A 15,477-nucleotide genomic window follows, 5' to 3' on the forward strand; every position below is an offset into this window, starting at 1 on the left:
CGCAACGGGCTCTCGGGGCAGCGGGGGAGTCCCGCGACGCGCAGGCTGTGCGGAGAAAAGAAGATGCGCGGGATCCTCTCTCCCGCACAGGGGGAGGGGATCCCGCGCCATTCCGGTCCCGAAGGGGTCTCCGGACGGCCCTGCGCGACACGAACCTGCCGGCGGGCCCGAAGTCAATCGGACCGGTCGCGCCTACCAGGTCATCCGGACGCCGCCGTAGACCGAGAGCGGCTGCACCAGGGTGGTGGTGCGCGGGTCGTTCAGGTTGTAGCGCCCGGCGAAGTTGTCGTCGCGCTCCAGGAAGGTGCCGAAATTGGCGTAGCGGTTGTTGAACAGGTTCGTCACCAGGGCGAAGACCTGCAGGTTCTGCGTCACCTGGAAGCTGGTGTTGAGGTTGGCGGTGAAGTAGGCGGGCAGCTTGCGATTGAGGTTCGACTCGTCGCCACGGAAGTAGGACGACGAGAAAGCCTGCATGTTCATGCCGAAGCGCCAGAACGGCGTGATCGCGTACTCGAAGCCGGCCTTGAACTGGTGGTCGGGGATCAGCGGCACCTTGTTGCCCGGGCGCACGGTGATGAGGCCGTCATCGGCGAGCGGGTTGTTGGGCGAGGAGAGCTCGCCGCGGAACCGGAAGGTGGCGTCGATGAGGGCGTAGTTGGCGTAGAGGCTGAGGCGCCCGGTGACGTACTCGGCCGCGACCTCGATGCCCTGCCGCTGGGTCGCCGGCACGTTCACGAAGTAGCCGCGCGCCGCGTTGCCCGGCACCGCAACCTGCAGGATGTCGTTGGTGAGATCGGTGCGGAAGGCGCCGATCTTGTAGTTCAGGAGACCGCCCTCGTAGAAATCCGGCACCGTGCCGCGGAAACCGACCTCGTAGGTGCGCGCCTCGACCTGCTTCAGGGGCGGGTCGGCGACGAGGGAGTTCGGCAGCAGGCAGGGCCGGTCGGGATTGGCGCAGGCGAGCTCGAGCGGCGTCGGCGCCCGGTTCGACTCGGAGTAGCCGCCGTAGAGGTTGAGCCAGGGATAGAAGCGGTAGGTCAGCCCGGCCACCGGGTTGATGCGGTTGAAGTAGTGCGTGCCGGTGACGTCGGGCGAGAAGCCCGTCTGATCCTGGGTCGAGATGCGGGCGAAGTTCAGCCGCGCCCCGGCGGTGAGCGAGAGCCTGTCGGTGAGGTCGAAGGTGTCGAGGGCGTAGAGCCCCATGTAGAGGTTCGAGCCGGTGACCCCGCTCGGTGCGATGCCGAGCGCCGCGGCGGTGCGGATCGGGCCCACGCCGAGGCCCGGGATGTTGCCGTAATACGGGTTGTTCGGGTTCGTGGTGACGCTCAGGTCGGGGTTGATGACGCCCAGCGTGCTGCCCGACTTGAAGCTGTAATTCGCGACGTCGATGCTGCCGCCGACGATGAAGGTGTTGGGCCGGTCGAAGATGCGGTCGCGGTTCGTCGCCTGGAGCGTGCCGCCGTAGCCGGTCGCCTCGGTGCGCACCGTGTCGTAGGTGCCGTAGGGCACGCCGGGGGTGAACGGGATCTGCTGGTTGCGCGGTCCCAGGATCAGGAACTGGTTGCGGAACTGCGCCTGGGTCTGGCCGGGTGCTGCCGAGAAGCCGTCATCCTCGAAGCAGAGCGAGCCGCGGAAGTTCGAGCGCGTGCTGCAATTCTCGAAGTTGCCGTCGTTGCCGTCGACCACGAACTGGCTGAAGCGGCGGACATAGGCGTTGCCCGAGAGGTCCCAGGTCGGCGAGATGTTGACCTTGCCGGTGACCTGGATCTGGCCGACCTCGGTGTCGATCGATTGCGGCCAGGTGAAGATCGCCCGCTCGTTGTTACGGGTGAAGTCGACCGGCGAGGCCGCGGCGGCGCCGAAGAAGGTCTTGGCGCCCGAGGCGATGACGTGGAACTCGGAATCGAGGGTGCTGTGTCCGATATCGGCGTAGACGCGGCCGATCTCGGAGGGCGACTGGTAGCGCCAGCCGGCGTCGCGCAGGCCCTCGCCGGCGAAGTAGAAGCTCCAGGGGCCGATCACCTCGCCGTATTGCAGGGTGCCGAGGATGCGGCCGTCCGAGCCGCCGATCACCGAGACTTCCTTGCCCTGCCAGGTGAAGCCGTTCTTCATCTCGATGTTGACCGCGCCGCCGAGCGCGTTGAGGCCGAAGATCGGGTTGCCGGTGACGATGTCGATGCGGTTGATGGCGACCTGCGGGATCAGGTCCCAGTTCACCACGTCGCCGAACGCCTCGTTGATGCGGGTGCCGTTCTGGTAGACGGCGAGCCCCTGCGGCGCGCCGAGCAGCGGCGAGGCGTCGAAGCCGCGATAGGTCAGGGTCTGGCGGAAGCTGTTGCCCTGGCCGTCCGACAGGTTCACGCCCGGCGTGGTGCGGGCGAGGGTGAAGGTCGGATCGAGGGTGGCGCGGTCCTGCTCGAACTTCCGCGCCGTCACGGTCTCGACCGTGAACGGAACCTTGGCGAGCGGCAGGCTGCCGCCGTCGATCCGCTCCCCCGTCGCGGAGCGCCCGGTGCCGGCGGCCCCCGCCACCGGCGTCACCGGGACGACGTCGATCGTCTCGAGGGCGATGGTCCCTTGCGCTGCCGCCGGCCCGAGGAGGACCGCGGAGACGAGAGCGGTCGTGACGAGAAGGTCCCAGCGCGACGCCACCATGACCGACAAACTCCCCCACCCGTGTTCTTGTTTGTGACGCCTTGTGGCGCCCCCCTGGGCACGAGAGATAACGATCTTCACGGTGCTGTCGCAATCCCGCCCGAAGGGGCATTGCACAATCCGGCAGTTCCAGGGCAGACTTGGGGTGCGACGATCGCTGCGCGTGACGTTCTCGCAACAATCCGAGGTGGAGCGGAGACTTCGATCGGGAATATCCGGCAATCGCCTTTGCTTGAATATCCCGAAAGATCGACTGTCTTCTCAGGGCCGGTCAAGCAGCGCGACGGCCTCGGCGCCGGTGAGCGGCGCGTCGTCCCACTGCGCCGGTCGGGCGATCGCGTCCCGCAGCAGCGCCTTGTAGACGTGGCGCGGGACCTCCTCGGCGCCGAACTGGGCGAGGTGGCTGGTGACGAACTGGGCATCCAGCAGCCGGTAGCCGCCGCGCCTGAGCCGGGCGGCGAGGTGCACGAGGGCGACCTTCGAGGCGTCCCGGGCGACGTGGAACATGCTCTCGCCGAAGAACGCCGCGCCCAGGGACACGCCGTAGAGGCCGCCGACCAGGGCACGGGGCTCGCCGGCATAGACCTCCACGGTGTGGCAGTGGCCGAGATCGAACAGCTCGCCGTAGAGCGCGCGGATGCGGCCGTTGATCCAGGTGCGGTCGCTGTCCCGCCGGGGTGCGGCGCAGCCCTCGATGACCGCGTCGAAGTCGCGGTCGGTCACGACCTCGAAGCCGCCGTTGCGCACCGTGCGGGCGAGGCGCTGGCCGAGGTGGAAGCGCTCGAGGGGAAGGATGCCCCGCTCCTTCGGCTCGACCCAGTAGAGGGTCGGGTCGTCAGCGTCCTCCGCCATCGGGAAGATGCCGGCCGCGTAGGCCTTGAGCAGGATCTCGGCGGTGATCTCGACGTTCAGGCTGCCGTGCATCGACGCGGGTTTCCGAGCGCATTGCGCGGGCGAGGGCAACCTCCACCCGGCCCGAGCCTTGGCAAGACGGAGGCCTGGCAGAAATAGGGCGTGCCGCTTCGCGCGACGAGGAACGGCCCGCGGCTCTGGGCCGCGGGCTGTCGTCTCCCGGTCGGCGCCTCGGTCCGCCGGAGGCGGAACTGACGAAGCGGCTCCGCCCGTGCAGAGAAAATGCGCCCGATTGATCGCCGGGCTGCCGTCCCCGGAGATGCACACCCGGACACGCGAAGGGGCGCCGCCAAGGCGCCCCTCCCAGGCTTCCCGCTCCGCCCGGCCTCAGGCGACCTCGAGGCCGCCGGTCTTGAGGAACTCCTCGAGCCAGTGGATGTCGTAGAGGCCGTTCTGGATGTCGGCGTTGCGCACCAGGGTGCGGAACAGCGGCAGCGTCGTGTCAACGCCGGCGACCACGAACTCGTCCAGCGCCCGGCGCAGGCGCATCAGGCACTCGTTGCGGGTGCGGCCGTGGACGATGAGCTTGCCCATCAGCGAGTCGTAGTGCGGCGGGATGCGATAGCCCTGGAAGGCCGCCGAATCGACCCGCACGCCGAGGCCGCCCGGAGGGTGGAAGTAGGTGATGGTGCCGGGCGAGGGCCGGAAGGTAGCCGGGTGCTCGGCGTTGATCCGGCACTCGATGGCGTGGCCCTCGACCCGCACGTCCTCCTGGCGCACCGACAGGGGGGCGCCCGCCGCCACCCGGATCTGCTCGTTGACGAGGTCGATCCCGGTGATCATCTCCGTGACGGGATGCTCCACCTGAATCCGGGTGTTCATCTCGATGAAGTAGAACTGCCCGTCCTCGTAGAGGAACTCGATCGTGCCGGCGCCGAGATAGCCCAGCTCCTGCATCGCCCGGGCGACCGTGCCGCCGATCTGCTCGCGCATCTCGGCGTTCAGAGCCGGGGAGGGGCCCTCCTCCCAGACCTTCTGGTGGCGGCGCTGCAGCGAGCAGTCGCGCTCGGCGAGGTGGATGGCGTTGCCGCGGCCGTCGCCGAGCACCTGCACCTCGATGTGGCGCGGCTTCTCGAGGTACTTCTCGATGTAGACCGCGTCGTCGCCGAAGGCGGCCTTCGCCTCGGTGCGGGCGGTCATCAGCGCCGATTCGAGATCGGCCTCGCTGCGGGCGACCTTCATGCCGCGGCCGCCGCCGCCGGAGGCTGCCTTGATCAGCACCGGGTAGCCGATGTCGGCGGCGATCCGCTTGGCCTCGTCGGTGTCGGTGACCCCGCCCTCGGAGCCGGGCACGCACGGGATGCCGAGGCGCTTGGCGGTGCGCTTGGCCTCGATCTTGTCGCCCATCACGCGGATGTGCTCGGCCTTCGGGCCGATGAAGCCGATGCCGTGGTGGTTGAGCACCTCGGCGAAGCGGGCGTTCTCCGACAGGAAGCCGTAGCCCGGATGCACCGCGTCGGCGCCGGTGATCTCGCAGGCGGCGATGATCGACGGGATGTTGAGGTAGCTGTCGCGGGCCGGCGGCGGGCCGATGCAGACGCTCTCGTCGGCGAGCCGCACGTGCATGGCATCGGCATCGGCGGTGGAGTGCACCGCCACGGTCGCGATGCCGAGCTCCTTGGCGGCCCGCAGGATCCGGAGCGCGATCTCGCCCCGGTTCGCGATCAGGATCTTGTCGAACATGGGCGCCTAAGCAGGTTTCGCAAAAACGGCCGCCGGTCTTGCGATGAAAACCTGCGGCACAACAAGACACCAAGCGGACGAAGCGTCGGCGCGCCGACGCAGGTCTGCCGAGCGGTCACTCGATCAGCAGCAGGGGCTCGCCGAACTCGACCGGCTGCCCGTCCTCGATGAAGATCGCCGTCACGGTGCCGGCGCGCGGCGCCACGATGTCGTTGAAGGTCTTCATCGCCTCGACGAGCAGCACCCGGGCGCCGCTCTCGACCCGCGAGCCGACCTCGACGAAGGTCTTCGCCTCCGGCGAGGGCTTGCGGTAGGCGGTGCCGACCATCGGCGAGAGCACCGCGCCCGGATGGGAGGCCAGCGCCTTCGGGTCGGCGTCGGCGGCGGGCGCCGGGGCTGCGGACGGGATCGCGGCGGCGGGCAGCGGCGGGGCGACGGCACTCGCGACCGGGACCTGGATCTGCTGCACGACGCGATCACGGGCGACGCGGATGCGCAGGTCGCCCTTCTCGACCTCGATCTCGCTGAGGTCGGTCTCGGCGATCAGGGTCGCGAGCTCGCGCACGAGATCGGGGTCGAACGGGTCATGCTTGTTGCTGGGGGGCACGGCGGTCTTCGGCAATCGTTGATGAGGAAGCGGGGACTGGCCCGCCGGGTCGGCGCGCGGACGACGCGGGGTGCTCTGCCCGGCGGGCGATTCGGCGCGCTCTTAGACCATGCGGCCGGCGCGCGATAGGGGCGCCGGCGCGACGGGCCGGAGCGGGTCCGGGCGGCTCAGCAGGTGGCGTGGCCGCACTGGCGCACGCCCGCCACGGTCTTGCGGATCGGCTCGACGCCGACGGCGCCCGGGATGATCTCGTCGCCGATGATGAAGGCGGGGGTGCCCGAAAGGCCGAGCTTGTCGCCCAGGCCGACATTCTCCTGCAGGGCCGCCTGGACCTCGGGCGCCTGCATGTCCCGCTGCAGCTTGGCGATGTCGAGGCCCATCTCCTTGGCGACGGCGATCGCCCGCTCGCCGTTCACCCGGCCGCGGCTCTCGAGCAGGCGGACGTGGTAGTCGAACAGCTTGTCGCCCTTCAGCTGCTGCTTGGCGGCGAGCGCCACCTTGCTGGCCTCGAGGGATTCCGGGCCGAGGACGGGGAAGTCCCGCAGCACGACCTTCAGCTTGGGGTCGCCCTTGATCAGGGACTGGATGTCGGCGAGCGCCCGCTTGCAGTAGCCGCAATTGTAGTCGAAGAACTCGACCACGGTGACGTCGCCGTTGGGGTTGCCGGCCACGAAGCCGTGCGGCGAGTTGTGCAGGGTGTCCCGGGTCTCCTTGAGGGCGCTGGCCTGGGCCACCTTCTGGGCCTCCTGCTGGCGCTTCTCCAGCTCGGTCATCGCCTCCTGCAGCACCTCGGGGTTCTTGAGCAGGTAGTCGCGCACGATCCCCTCGATCGCCTGGCGCTGGGCGTCGGTCATCGGCGCCGCGGCCGCGGTGCCCGGCGTCGTGGTCGGCGACTGGGCTTGGGTCGGGGCGACCGCGGCGACGAGGCCCGCGACGGCGAGGGCAGGCAGAAGGCGGGGCAGGGGCAGCATCGTCGTCCTCTCGGGGTCGTCCGTGTCGGTGGGGCGCGGCCAGCGCGGCGACGCGCTCCTTGACCCGCCGGTTAGGCGGTTTCGCGGCGGGCTTGTCAAATCAACGCTCGCGCCGACGGCGGGGGCGCAATCCGGCCGCAACCCCGCTATGTGCGGGGGCACACGCCGACCTCATGCCAAGGCCCGCCATGCCCGATCCCGCCGACACCCTGGTCTCCCGCCGCGCCGCCCGCGTCGCGCCCTTCCTGGCGATGGACGTGCTCGCCGCCGCGGCCCGGCGGGAGCGGCAGGGCGGCACGGTGGTGCACATGGAGGTGGGCCAGCCCTCGGCCCCGGCGCCCCGGGCCGCCATCGCGGCGGCGCAAGCGGCGCTCTCCGCCGGGCGCATCCCCTACACCGAGGCGCTGGGCATCGCCCCCTTGCGCGAGCGCATCGCCCGCCACTACGCCGAGGCCTACGGCGTGTCGGTGGCGCCGGAGCGGGTCGTCGTCACCACCGGCTCCTCGGCGGGCTTCGTGCTCGCCTTCCTGAGCCTGTTCGATGCCGGCGGGCGGGTGGCGATCTCCGCCCCCGGCTACCCGGCCTACCGCTCGGTGCTCCAGGCCGTCGACCTCGAGCCGGTCGGGCTGACCCTGCGGGCCGAGGACGGATTCGTGCCGACCGCCGCGGCGCTGAGGACCGCTCACGCCGCCGCGCCGCTCTCCGGGGTCCTGGTGATGAGCCCGGCCAACCCGTCCGGTACGATGATCGATGCCGCCGGCCTCGGGGCCCTGGCGCAGGCCTGCCGCGAGATGAACCTGCGCTTCATCTCGGACGAGATCTACCACGGCCTGACCTACGGCCAACCCGCCGCGACGGCGCTCGCGGTCGATCCGGACGCGGTCGTCATCAACTCGTTCTCGAAGTACTACTGCATGACCGGCTGGCGCATCGGCTGGATGGTGGTGCCGGAGGCCCTGGTGCGGCCGATCGAGCGGCTCGCGCAGAACCTCTATATCTCGGCGCCCTACCTGTCGCAGGTCGCCGCGCTCGCCGCCTTCGATGCCACCGAGGAGCTGGAGGCCGTGAAGGCCGACTACGCCCGCGCCCGGGCGCTGCTTCTCACCGAGTTGCCGGCGCTCGGCCTCGGCGACGTCCACCCGGCCGACGGCGCCTTCTACCTCTACGCCGACGTCGCCCGCCTCACCAACGACTCGATCGGCTTCTGCCGCCGCATGCTCGACGAGGCCGGGGTCGCGGCCACACCCGGCCTCGACTTCGATCCCGAGGCCGGGGCGCACCACCTGCGCCTCTCCTTCGCCGGCGGCGAGGCCGAGGCGCACGAGGCGGTGCGGCGGCTGAAGGGCTGGCTTGGCTGAGCGGAGTACGGGAGATGAGCGAGCTTGCGGTGAACGACCTGACATGAGCGACCTGCACCCCGCCGCCGCAGCCGGCTTCGCCTCCGGCGCCGGGACCTACGCCAAGGGCCGGCCGGACTACCCGGCGGCGCTGAGCGCGTGGCTGCGCGACGGCCTGCGCGTCGGGCCCGGACGCACGGTGGCGGATCTCGGCGCCGGCACCGGCAAGTTCACCGGGCTGCTCGCCGCCACCGGCGCCGAGGTGACCGCGATCGAGCCGGTCGACGCCATGCGGGCGCAACTCGCCGCTGCCCTGCCCGGCGTGACGGCGCTCGCCGGCTCCGCCGAGGCGATCCCGCTGCCGGATGCGAGCCTCGACGCCGTGGTCTGCGCCCAGGCCTTCCACTGGTTCGCGACCCCGGCGGCGCTGGCCGAGATCCGCCGGGTGCTGAAGGTCGGCGGCCGGCTCGGCCTGGTCTGGAACGTCCGCGACGAGGCGACGCCCTGGGTCGCGGCGCTGACGCGGATCATGAACGCCCACGAGGGCGACGCGCCGCGCTACCACACCGGAGCGTGGCGGACGGTCCTCCCGGCCGAGGGCTTCGGCCCGCTGCACGAAGACGTGTTCGCCCATGGCCATACCGGGACCCCGGAGCAGGTGATCCTCGACCGCACCCTGTCGGTGAGCTTCATTGCGGCTCTGCCGGAGGCGGAGCGCGCGGGGGTGGCGGAGAGCGTGCGGGACCTGATCGCCCGCACGCCGGAGCTGGCCGGGCGGTCCGAGGTGACGTTTCCGTACCGGACGCACGTCTACTGGTGCGAGCGCGTCGGTTGAGCCCTCAGCGCGGCGACTCGCCGGCGGCGGCCGGGCGGGGTGGGGTCGGCGCTTCGCCCGCTCCGAAATGGTCGGCGAGCTGCGATCCCGTATAGGTCTCCGTGAAGCTGTCCGGGCGCTCCGGCAGCATGGTGGCGGCCCAGCCCGCCCAAGCCGCCTGCAATCGCGAAAAGTCCTCCGGGCGACGGGTCTTGAGGTTCGCCCGCTCGAGCGGATCGGCGACCACGTCGAACAGGAAGGTGTTGTCGCGGATCTTGAGGTACTTGAGGTTGCCGTCGCGCATCGCCGCCTGGGCATTGGCCCGGTAGCGCCAGTGGAGGGTGCGCGGGCGCTCCGGCGCCTGCCCGGTCAGGATCGGCAGGAGGTCGATGCCGTCGGACGGGTAGCCTGCGTCCGGCGCCGTGCCGGCGGCGGCGAGCAGCGTCGGCAGCCAGTCCATGGTGATCATCGGCTGGTCCGAGACGTGGGCCCCCTTCAGCCGACGCGGCCACGACATCAGGGCCGGGATCCGCAGGCCGCCCTCCAGGAGCTCGGTCTTGCGGCCGGTGAACGGCCAGGTGTCGGAGAAGCGCTCGCCGCCGTTGTCGCTCGTGAACACCACGATGGTGTCCTCGGCGACGCCGCTCGCCTCCAGCGCGTCGAGGACGCGGCCGATCTGGGTGTCCATCTCGGCGATGATGCGCCGGTATGTCTCCTGGGTACCGCCGTCGAAGTGGCGCAGGTTGCTCCCGGCGATGCGGCGCGACTCGGCCTCGTCGTCCGGGGTCTCCCACGGCCAGTGCGGCGCGTTGAAGTGCAGGCTGAGGAAGAACGGACGCCCGGCCTTGACCGACGCCGCGATCGTCTCGACGGCCCGCTTGCCCAGCAGGTGGGTGGCGTAGCCGACCTCCTCGATCCGCACGTCGCTGTCCCACAGGTCCGGCTTGTCGTCGGTGCCGCGGTGGCTGAAGTAGTCGATGGTGCCGCCGCGAAAGCCCCAGAAGGTGTCGTAGCCCCGCTGCAGCGGCCCGTAATCCTGCACGCTGCCGAGGTGCCACTTGCCGACCAGAGCCGTGCGGTAGCCGACCTGCCGCAGCAGCCCCGGCAGGGTCGGGTGGTCCGCCGGCAGGCCGCCGGTGAAGCGGGTGGTGACGGGCTCCTCGAGCCCGACGGCCAAGCGGTACTGGTAGCGCCCGGTGATGAGCGCCGTGCGGGTGGCCGAGCACACCGCCGAATTGGCGTAGCCTTGCGTGAAGCGTACCCCCCGGGCGGCGATCCGGTCGATGTGCGGGGTGGCGATGTCGGGCCTGCCGTAGCAGGCGACGTCGGCGTAGCCGAGGTCGTCGGCCATGATGAAGACGATGTTCGGGAGCTGCGCCGGTTGGTTCGAGGGCTGCGCCGCCCGGTTCTGGGGCTGCGCCGCTTGGCCCGAAGGCTGCGCCGCTTGCGCCGTCCGCGGCCCGGCCAGGGCCGAGGCCGCCGCTCCGGCCGCGGCGCTCCGCAGGACGCGCCTGCGCGTCACTCCCGCCATGCCGATCCTCCCCGTTAGTCGTCGCAAACACGCTACGGGGCAGGGGGCCGGCGGGCAACCGGCCCTCCGCGGGTCAGCCGGCCGCCGCCCGCTCCAGGGCCGCGGCGTCGAGCCGAACCATGCCCTGCATCGCCGCGAACACTCGGGCGGCGACGGCGGGATCCGGATCGGCGAGCAGGCGCGGCAGGATCTCCGGCACGATCTGCCACGGCACGCCCCAGCGGTCGCGCAGCCAGCCGCACATGATCTCCGCCCCGCCATCGGCGACCAGCGCCTCCCACAGGCGGTCGACCTCGGCCTGGTCCTGGCACGAGACGGAGATCGAGGCGGCGGTGCCGTAATCGGCCCGGTTCCCGCCGTTCAGCGCCTGGAAGCTCTGCCCGCCGAGGGTGAAGCTCACCAGGATCGCGTCCCCGGGCTCGCCCCCGGGCCAGGGCCCCGGCGCGCGCATGATCGGCCCGAGGCTCGATCCCGGCACGAGGGCGACGTAGGTGCGCACCGCCTCCTCGGCGTCGCGCTCGAACCACAGGCAGGTGCTGACGTGCGTCATGGCGGTTCTCCGGAGGACGGGGGGCTACAGCCGGGCGGCGAGGTCGGCGAGCTGGTCGGCGCAGCGGCCCCAGCCGTCGTGAAAGCCCATCGCCTCGTGGGCGGCGCGATCCTCCGCCGTCCAGTGCAGGGCGCGGGCGGTGTAGCGGGTGGCGTCGCCCTCGGCCGCGAAGGTGATGATGCCGGTGAAGAAGGGCTTCTCCGCTGGCTCCCAGGCGCGGGTATAGGCGTCCGTGAAGACGATGCGCGCGTTCTCGACCAGCTCGAGGTAGATTCCGGCGCTCGCGAACTCGGTTCCGTCCGGTCCCCGCATGACGATGCGGGTCGAGCCGCCGGGGCGCAGGTCGGTCTCGGCCTCGGCGACCGCGAAGGGTTTCGGCGCGAACCACTGCTTGAGCAGCTCCGGCTCGGTCCAGGCCCGGTACAGCGCGGCGGGGGAGGCGGGTATGAGGCGCGTGAGGACGAGCTCGCGCCCGTTCGTGTCGGTCATGTCCATGCTCGGCGTCGGTGGGGGGATGGGACGGACCGGCGGCCTGGCGCGCGGGGCGCGCCGCGTCCGGTCCGGGCGAGGGGCGGCGGGTCAGCGTTTCCGCTGGTTCATCGCCCAGACCACCCCGAAGGGGTCGCGCAGCTGGCCGTAGCGGTCGCCCCAGAACATCTCGGCCGGCGGCATCACGCCGGTCGCGCCCGCTTCGACCGCGCGGGCGTAGCGGGCGTCGATGTCCTCGACCATCAGGGTCAGGGTGAAGGCCTGCGGCGCCTGGAGCGCGCAGCCGTGCTCCGGAAAAGCGTCGCTCAGCATCAGCGACGAGCCGTTGACGTGGAGATGCACGTGCGGCGTCCGCCCCTGCTCGTCCGCCGGCATCGTGTCCACGATCTCGGCGCCGAAGGCGCGGGCGTAGAACTCGGCCGCCTTCAGGGCGCCGTCCAGCATCAGGTAGGTGACGAGGCCGCCCTTCACCGGGCAGGGGGCGGTCTCGGGATCGTGGCTGCTCATGTGGTCCTCTCCTCTGGTGGGCGGGCCATCTTCTCCCGGCCTCGTGACAAGGACGTGCGGCGTGGCCGCTCCCCGACAGCCCCGCTTCAGTTTTTTTCCGCGTCCGCCGCGACCATTCGGTCGAGCTGCCGGCGAATATGCGCGGCCTCGGCCGGCGTGCCGGCCAGCGCGATCGCCCGCCCCATCGCCTCCCGGGCCTCCGGGTGCCGCCCGAGCTGCATCAGGAGGGCGCCGCGCAGGCCGTGGAAGTGGAAGTACCCGCCGAGCGGCCCGGCCAGGGCCTCGACGAGGGCGAGGCCGGCGGCCGGACCGCCGACCTTGGCGGTCGCCACCGCGCGGTTGAGCGTCACGACCGGCGACGGCTGCATCCGCTCCAGGGTCGCGTAGAGCGCGTCGATCCCCGCCCAGTCGGTGTCCTGCGGGCGGGTGGCGCGGGCGTGCAGGGCGGCGATCGCCGCCTGGACCTGGTACGGGCCCGGCGCCCGGTGCCGTATCGCCTTGTCGACGAGGGCGAGCCCCTCGGCGATCATCGGCCCGCGCCACAGGCCGCGATCCTGGTCCTCCAGCAGGATGATCTCGCCGTCGGCGTCGAAGCGGGCCGGCGCGCGGGCGTGCTGGAGGAGCATCAGGGCAAGCAGGCCCATCACCTCCGGGTCGGTGCCGAACAGGCGCAGGAGCAGGCGGCCGAGGCGGATCGCCTCGTCGCAGAGCGCCGCCCGCTCCGAGCCGGTCGCCGCCGAGTAGCCGGCATTGAAGACGAGGTAGAGCATGGCCGAGACGGCAGCGAGCCGCTCGGTGCGCTCGGCCGGTCCCGGCGCCCCGTACGGCACCGGGCTGCGGGCGATGCGCGCCTTGGCGCGGGTGAGGCGCTGCTCCATCGCCGCCTCCGAGACCAGGAAGGCGCGGGCGATGCGCGCGACAGTGAGCCCCGAGACGACGCGCAGGGCGAGGGCGATCTGCTGCGTCGCCGGAAGGTCCGGATGGCAGCAGATGAACAGGAGCCGCAGGATGTCGTCGCGGTAGGCCTGCGCGTCGATCTCCTCGACGAGGGGCGTCTCGGCGTCGTCCAGGTTCGACAGGGCGTCGCCCGATCCCGCGTCGTCCGGCGGCAGGGGCGTCAGGTGCGCGAGGCGGCGCTTGCCGTCGAGGGCAGAGTTGCGCCCGACCAGGATCAGCCAGGCCGCGACGTCCCGCGGCGGCCCGGTGCGGGGCCAGGTCCGCAGGGCGCGCAGGCTCGCCTCCTGGAAGGCCTCCTCGGCGATGTCGAGATCGCGAAACACCCGCAGCAGGGCGGCGAGAACCCGCGGCCGGGCCGCCGCGAGGGCGGCCGCCAGCCAGGCGGCGTCGGGCGAGGCCTCGCTCATCGCGGCCCGCCGCGGGTCGGGCGAGGGTCGGGATTGTAGAGCAGGACGGGGCGCAGCTCGTAGGCGCCGCCCGGATTGGCGGCGGCGAGGTCGCGGGCGACGCGCAAGGCCTCGTCGAGGTCGGCGACCTCCACGACGTAGAAGCCGAGCAGCTGCTCCTTCGTCTCGGCGAAGGGGCCGTCGATCACCAGCGGTGGCTCGCTCGCCTTGCGCAGCGTCGTGGCAGCGGTCGTCGGTAGGAGCCGCAGCGAGGGGCCGAGCTTCCCCTGGCGCTCCAGGTCCTCGTGAACCCGGCCGAGCCGGTCCATCACCGCGGCTTCCTCCGCCTCGCTCCAGGCGGCGACCACGTCCTCGTCCTTGTAGCAGAGGATGGCGTAGAGCATGGCTTACCCTTTCTGTCCGCAGGACGCGCGACGCGGCCCGGATCCGACAAGGATCGCCGAAAACTCCCCCGGCGGTGAACCGGCCGCTCGCCGGGGCCCGCCTCAGGGCCGCGCCACGCCTTCCGCCGCCGCGACCATCGCCTTGGCGGCGGCCTCGAAGGCCTGGAAGGCCGGGATCGCCCGGTCCCAGGCGCCCGCCTTGAGGGCGTCGGCCATCGCGGCGGCGTGGCGCTGCGCCTCGGTGCAGGCGGCCAGCACCCGGGCGGCGGCGGGATCGGCCGCGTCGAGCCCGAGATCCGCCGCCGCACCGGCGCCGAAGGGCGGCACCGCGGCGGCCACCGGCCCGAGGCCCACCAGGGCCGCGGCCAGGCGGCGCTTCCACACCGCGACGTCCGCCGGCAGGCGCAGCAGCGCGTAGGCCGGCAGGCCCCGCCCTGCGCCGGCCTCGAGCGCGTCCTGCGCCGCAGCCTCGGCCCGCACCAGGATCGCCATCAGGCCGTCGATCTCGCTGCGGGTCTTCTGGGCCTTGCCGGCGACCTGCTGCACGCCGGCGGAAATCTCCGTCGTCGCCGCTTCCTGCTGGCCCAGCACCTCGGCGAGAGCCCGGATCCCCTCCGCCGTGCGGGCCACGGCCTCGCCCTCCTGCGCCACCCGGGCCTCGACCCGGGTCACTGCGGCGCTGCCGTCCGCCACCGCGTGCCGGCTCTCGGCGACGGCGGCCTGGATCGCGGCGAGTTCCTGCAGCAGCACCGCCAGGCGGCCGCGGATCTGCTCCGTCGCCCGGGCGGTCTGGCCGGAGAGCTGCTTGACCTCGGCTGCCACCACCGCGAAGCCGCGGCCGGCCTCGCCGGCCCGCGCCGCCTCGATCGTGGCGTTGAGCGCCAGCAGGTTGGTCTGGCTCGAGATCGCCTCGATCGTGCCGGCCATCTCCTGGATCTGCAGCGCCGCGCCCTCGAAGCCGGTCAGGCGCTGCTCGATCTGGCCCGCATGGGTCTCGATCGCCGCCATGGTGCGGCTCGCCTCGCGCATGTCCTCCGCGCAGGCGGCGATGCCGTCCCGGGCCTGCTCGGCGCGTTCGGCGCTGTCCTGGGAGCGGCCGGCCAGCTCGCGGGTCGAGGCCGCCACCTCCTCGACCGCCGCCGCCATGGCGCGGGTCTGCCCGGCGATCTCGCCGGCATCGTGGGTCATCCAGCCGAGGACCGTGGCGGCCTCCGAGGCCTCCGCGGCGACGCGGGCGGTGCTGCCGAGATCGGCCGCGGCACTGCTGCGCATCTGGCCGAGGAGGCGCCCGAGGGAGGCGGCGAGCCGGCCGTGCCCCGGCAGGTCCGCCCCGGCCTCGCCGGCCCTGTCGACGAGGCCGGCGAGACGATCCTCGATCATCTCGGGCGTCTCCAGGGCAACGGGAGGCGGAGTGCGACGGGCACGGAACATGGCGGAAAATCCAGTGACGACAGGGACGATGTCCCGCCATTCCGGTGTGCGTTCGGTTAATGGCCCGCCGATCCGGGCGTCTAGCGTGTTATACCGCCGCGCCTTCGAACGGACCCGTTCGGAGGCGCAAGGCAAGCCCGAACGGGCGCCGGTGCTGATGCGCCGGACGCCTTGGCATCGACACGTCGATGCCAAGGCGCGAGGGTATTAGAGGCATGGCTGGCTCCCTTTCTGGCCGCCTTG

14 protein-coding genes are annotated in these 15,477 nt (G+C 72.0%); 2 read left to right on the forward strand and 12 right to left on the reverse strand.

Translation table 11 applies throughout. From position 1 onward, the window contains the following. Positions 1–192: 192 nt before the first annotated feature. From VQ02_RS19015 to VQ02_RS19035, 5 genes are all read right to left on the reverse strand, one after another. Entirely contained in the window at positions 193–2,655 is a 2,463-nt protein-coding gene (locus VQ02_RS19015) for a TonB-dependent receptor (protein ID WP_048445783.1), read from the reverse strand. Positions 2,656–2,916: 261 nt separating this feature from the next. Further along, entirely contained in the window at positions 2,917–3,579 is a 663-nt protein-coding gene (gene aat / locus VQ02_RS19020; RefSeq protein WP_048445784.1) for a leucyl/phenylalanyl-tRNA--protein transferase, read from the reverse strand. Between the two features lie 315 nt (positions 3,580–3,894). After that, entirely contained in the window at positions 3,895–5,250 is a 1,356-nt protein-coding gene (gene accC, locus VQ02_RS19025; RefSeq protein WP_048445785.1) for an acetyl-CoA carboxylase biotin carboxylase subunit, read from the reverse strand. A gap of 115 nt (positions 5,251–5,365) precedes the next feature. Further along, positions 5,366–5,857 carry an acetyl-CoA carboxylase biotin carboxyl carrier protein gene (gene accB / locus VQ02_RS19030; RefSeq protein WP_048445786.1) on the reverse strand — a complete coding sequence of 164 codons (492 nt, stop codon included), beginning with the start codon at positions 5,855–5,857 and terminating at the stop codon, positions 5,366–5,368. A 167-nt stretch (positions 5,858–6,024) separates the two neighbouring features. Continuing rightward, entirely contained in the window at positions 6,025–6,828 is an 804-nt protein-coding gene (locus VQ02_RS19035; protein ID WP_048445787.1) for a DsbA family protein, read from the reverse strand. A 188-nt stretch (positions 6,829–7,016) separates the two neighbouring features. On the opposite strand from VQ02_RS19035, the gene VQ02_RS19040 reads away from it, so the two are divergent. Together VQ02_RS19040 and VQ02_RS19045 are read left to right on the forward strand one after the other, a co-directional pair. After that, entirely contained in the window at positions 7,017–8,186 is a 1,170-nt protein-coding gene (locus VQ02_RS19040) for an aminotransferase class I/II-fold pyridoxal phosphate-dependent enzyme (protein ID WP_048445788.1), read from the forward strand. A 43-nt stretch (positions 8,187–8,229) separates the two neighbouring features. Beyond that, positions 8,230–9,000 carry a class I SAM-dependent methyltransferase gene (locus VQ02_RS19045; protein ID WP_048445789.1) on the forward strand — a complete coding sequence of 257 codons (771 nt, stop codon included), beginning with the start codon at positions 8,230–8,232 and terminating at the stop codon, positions 8,998–9,000. A gap of 4 nt (positions 9,001–9,004) precedes the next feature. Here VQ02_RS19045 and VQ02_RS19050 read toward each other — a convergent pair whose 3' ends face one another. The 7 genes from VQ02_RS19050 to VQ02_RS19080 all read right to left on the reverse strand — a co-directional run bounded on the left by VQ02_RS19050 (position 9,005) and on the right by VQ02_RS19080 (position 15,183). Continuing rightward, positions 9,005–10,510, reverse strand: coding sequence for a sulfatase family protein (locus tag VQ02_RS19050; RefSeq protein ID WP_048445790.1), 1,506 nt, complete (start codon positions 10,508–10,510; stop codon positions 9,005–9,007). A gap of 73 nt (positions 10,511–10,583) precedes the next feature. Further along, positions 10,584–11,060 (reverse strand): VOC family protein, encoded by a 477-nt coding sequence (locus VQ02_RS19055; protein WP_048445791.1) that lies wholly within the window; start codon positions 11,058–11,060, stop codon positions 10,584–10,586. A gap of 24 nt (positions 11,061–11,084) precedes the next feature. Further along, positions 11,085–11,549: an SRPBCC family protein gene (locus VQ02_RS19060; protein ID WP_048445796.1), complete on the reverse strand. Its 465-nt coding sequence runs from the start codon at positions 11,547–11,549 to the stop codon at positions 11,085–11,087. Positions 11,550–11,639: 90 nt separating this feature from the next. Continuing rightward, a complete protein-coding gene (locus tag VQ02_RS19065; RefSeq protein ID WP_048445792.1) occupies positions 11,640–12,056 on the reverse strand; it encodes a VOC family protein in 417 nt (138 codons plus the stop codon). Between the two features lie 86 nt (positions 12,057–12,142). Then, positions 12,143–13,420 carry an RNA polymerase sigma factor gene (locus tag VQ02_RS19070; RefSeq protein ID WP_048445793.1) on the reverse strand — a complete coding sequence of 426 codons (1,278 nt, stop codon included), beginning with the start codon at positions 13,418–13,420 and terminating at the stop codon, positions 12,143–12,145. Next, positions 13,417–13,803, reverse strand: coding sequence for a YciI family protein (locus VQ02_RS37290; RefSeq protein ID WP_048445794.1), 387 nt, complete (start codon positions 13,801–13,803; stop codon positions 13,417–13,419). Before VQ02_RS37290 ends, VQ02_RS19070 begins: the two co-directional genes overlap by 4 nt. Before the next feature lie 102 nt (positions 13,804–13,905). Continuing rightward, positions 13,906–15,183, reverse strand: a complete 1,278-nt coding sequence (locus VQ02_RS19080) for a methyl-accepting chemotaxis protein (RefSeq protein ID WP_245239783.1) — start codon at positions 15,181–15,183, stop codon at positions 13,906–13,908. Between the last annotated feature and the right edge of the window lie 294 nt (positions 15,184–15,477).

Source organism: Methylobacterium variabile (assembly GCF_001043975.1).
GTDB classification, from domain to species: domain Bacteria; phylum Pseudomonadota; class Alphaproteobacteria; order Rhizobiales; family Beijerinckiaceae; genus Methylobacterium; species Methylobacterium variabile.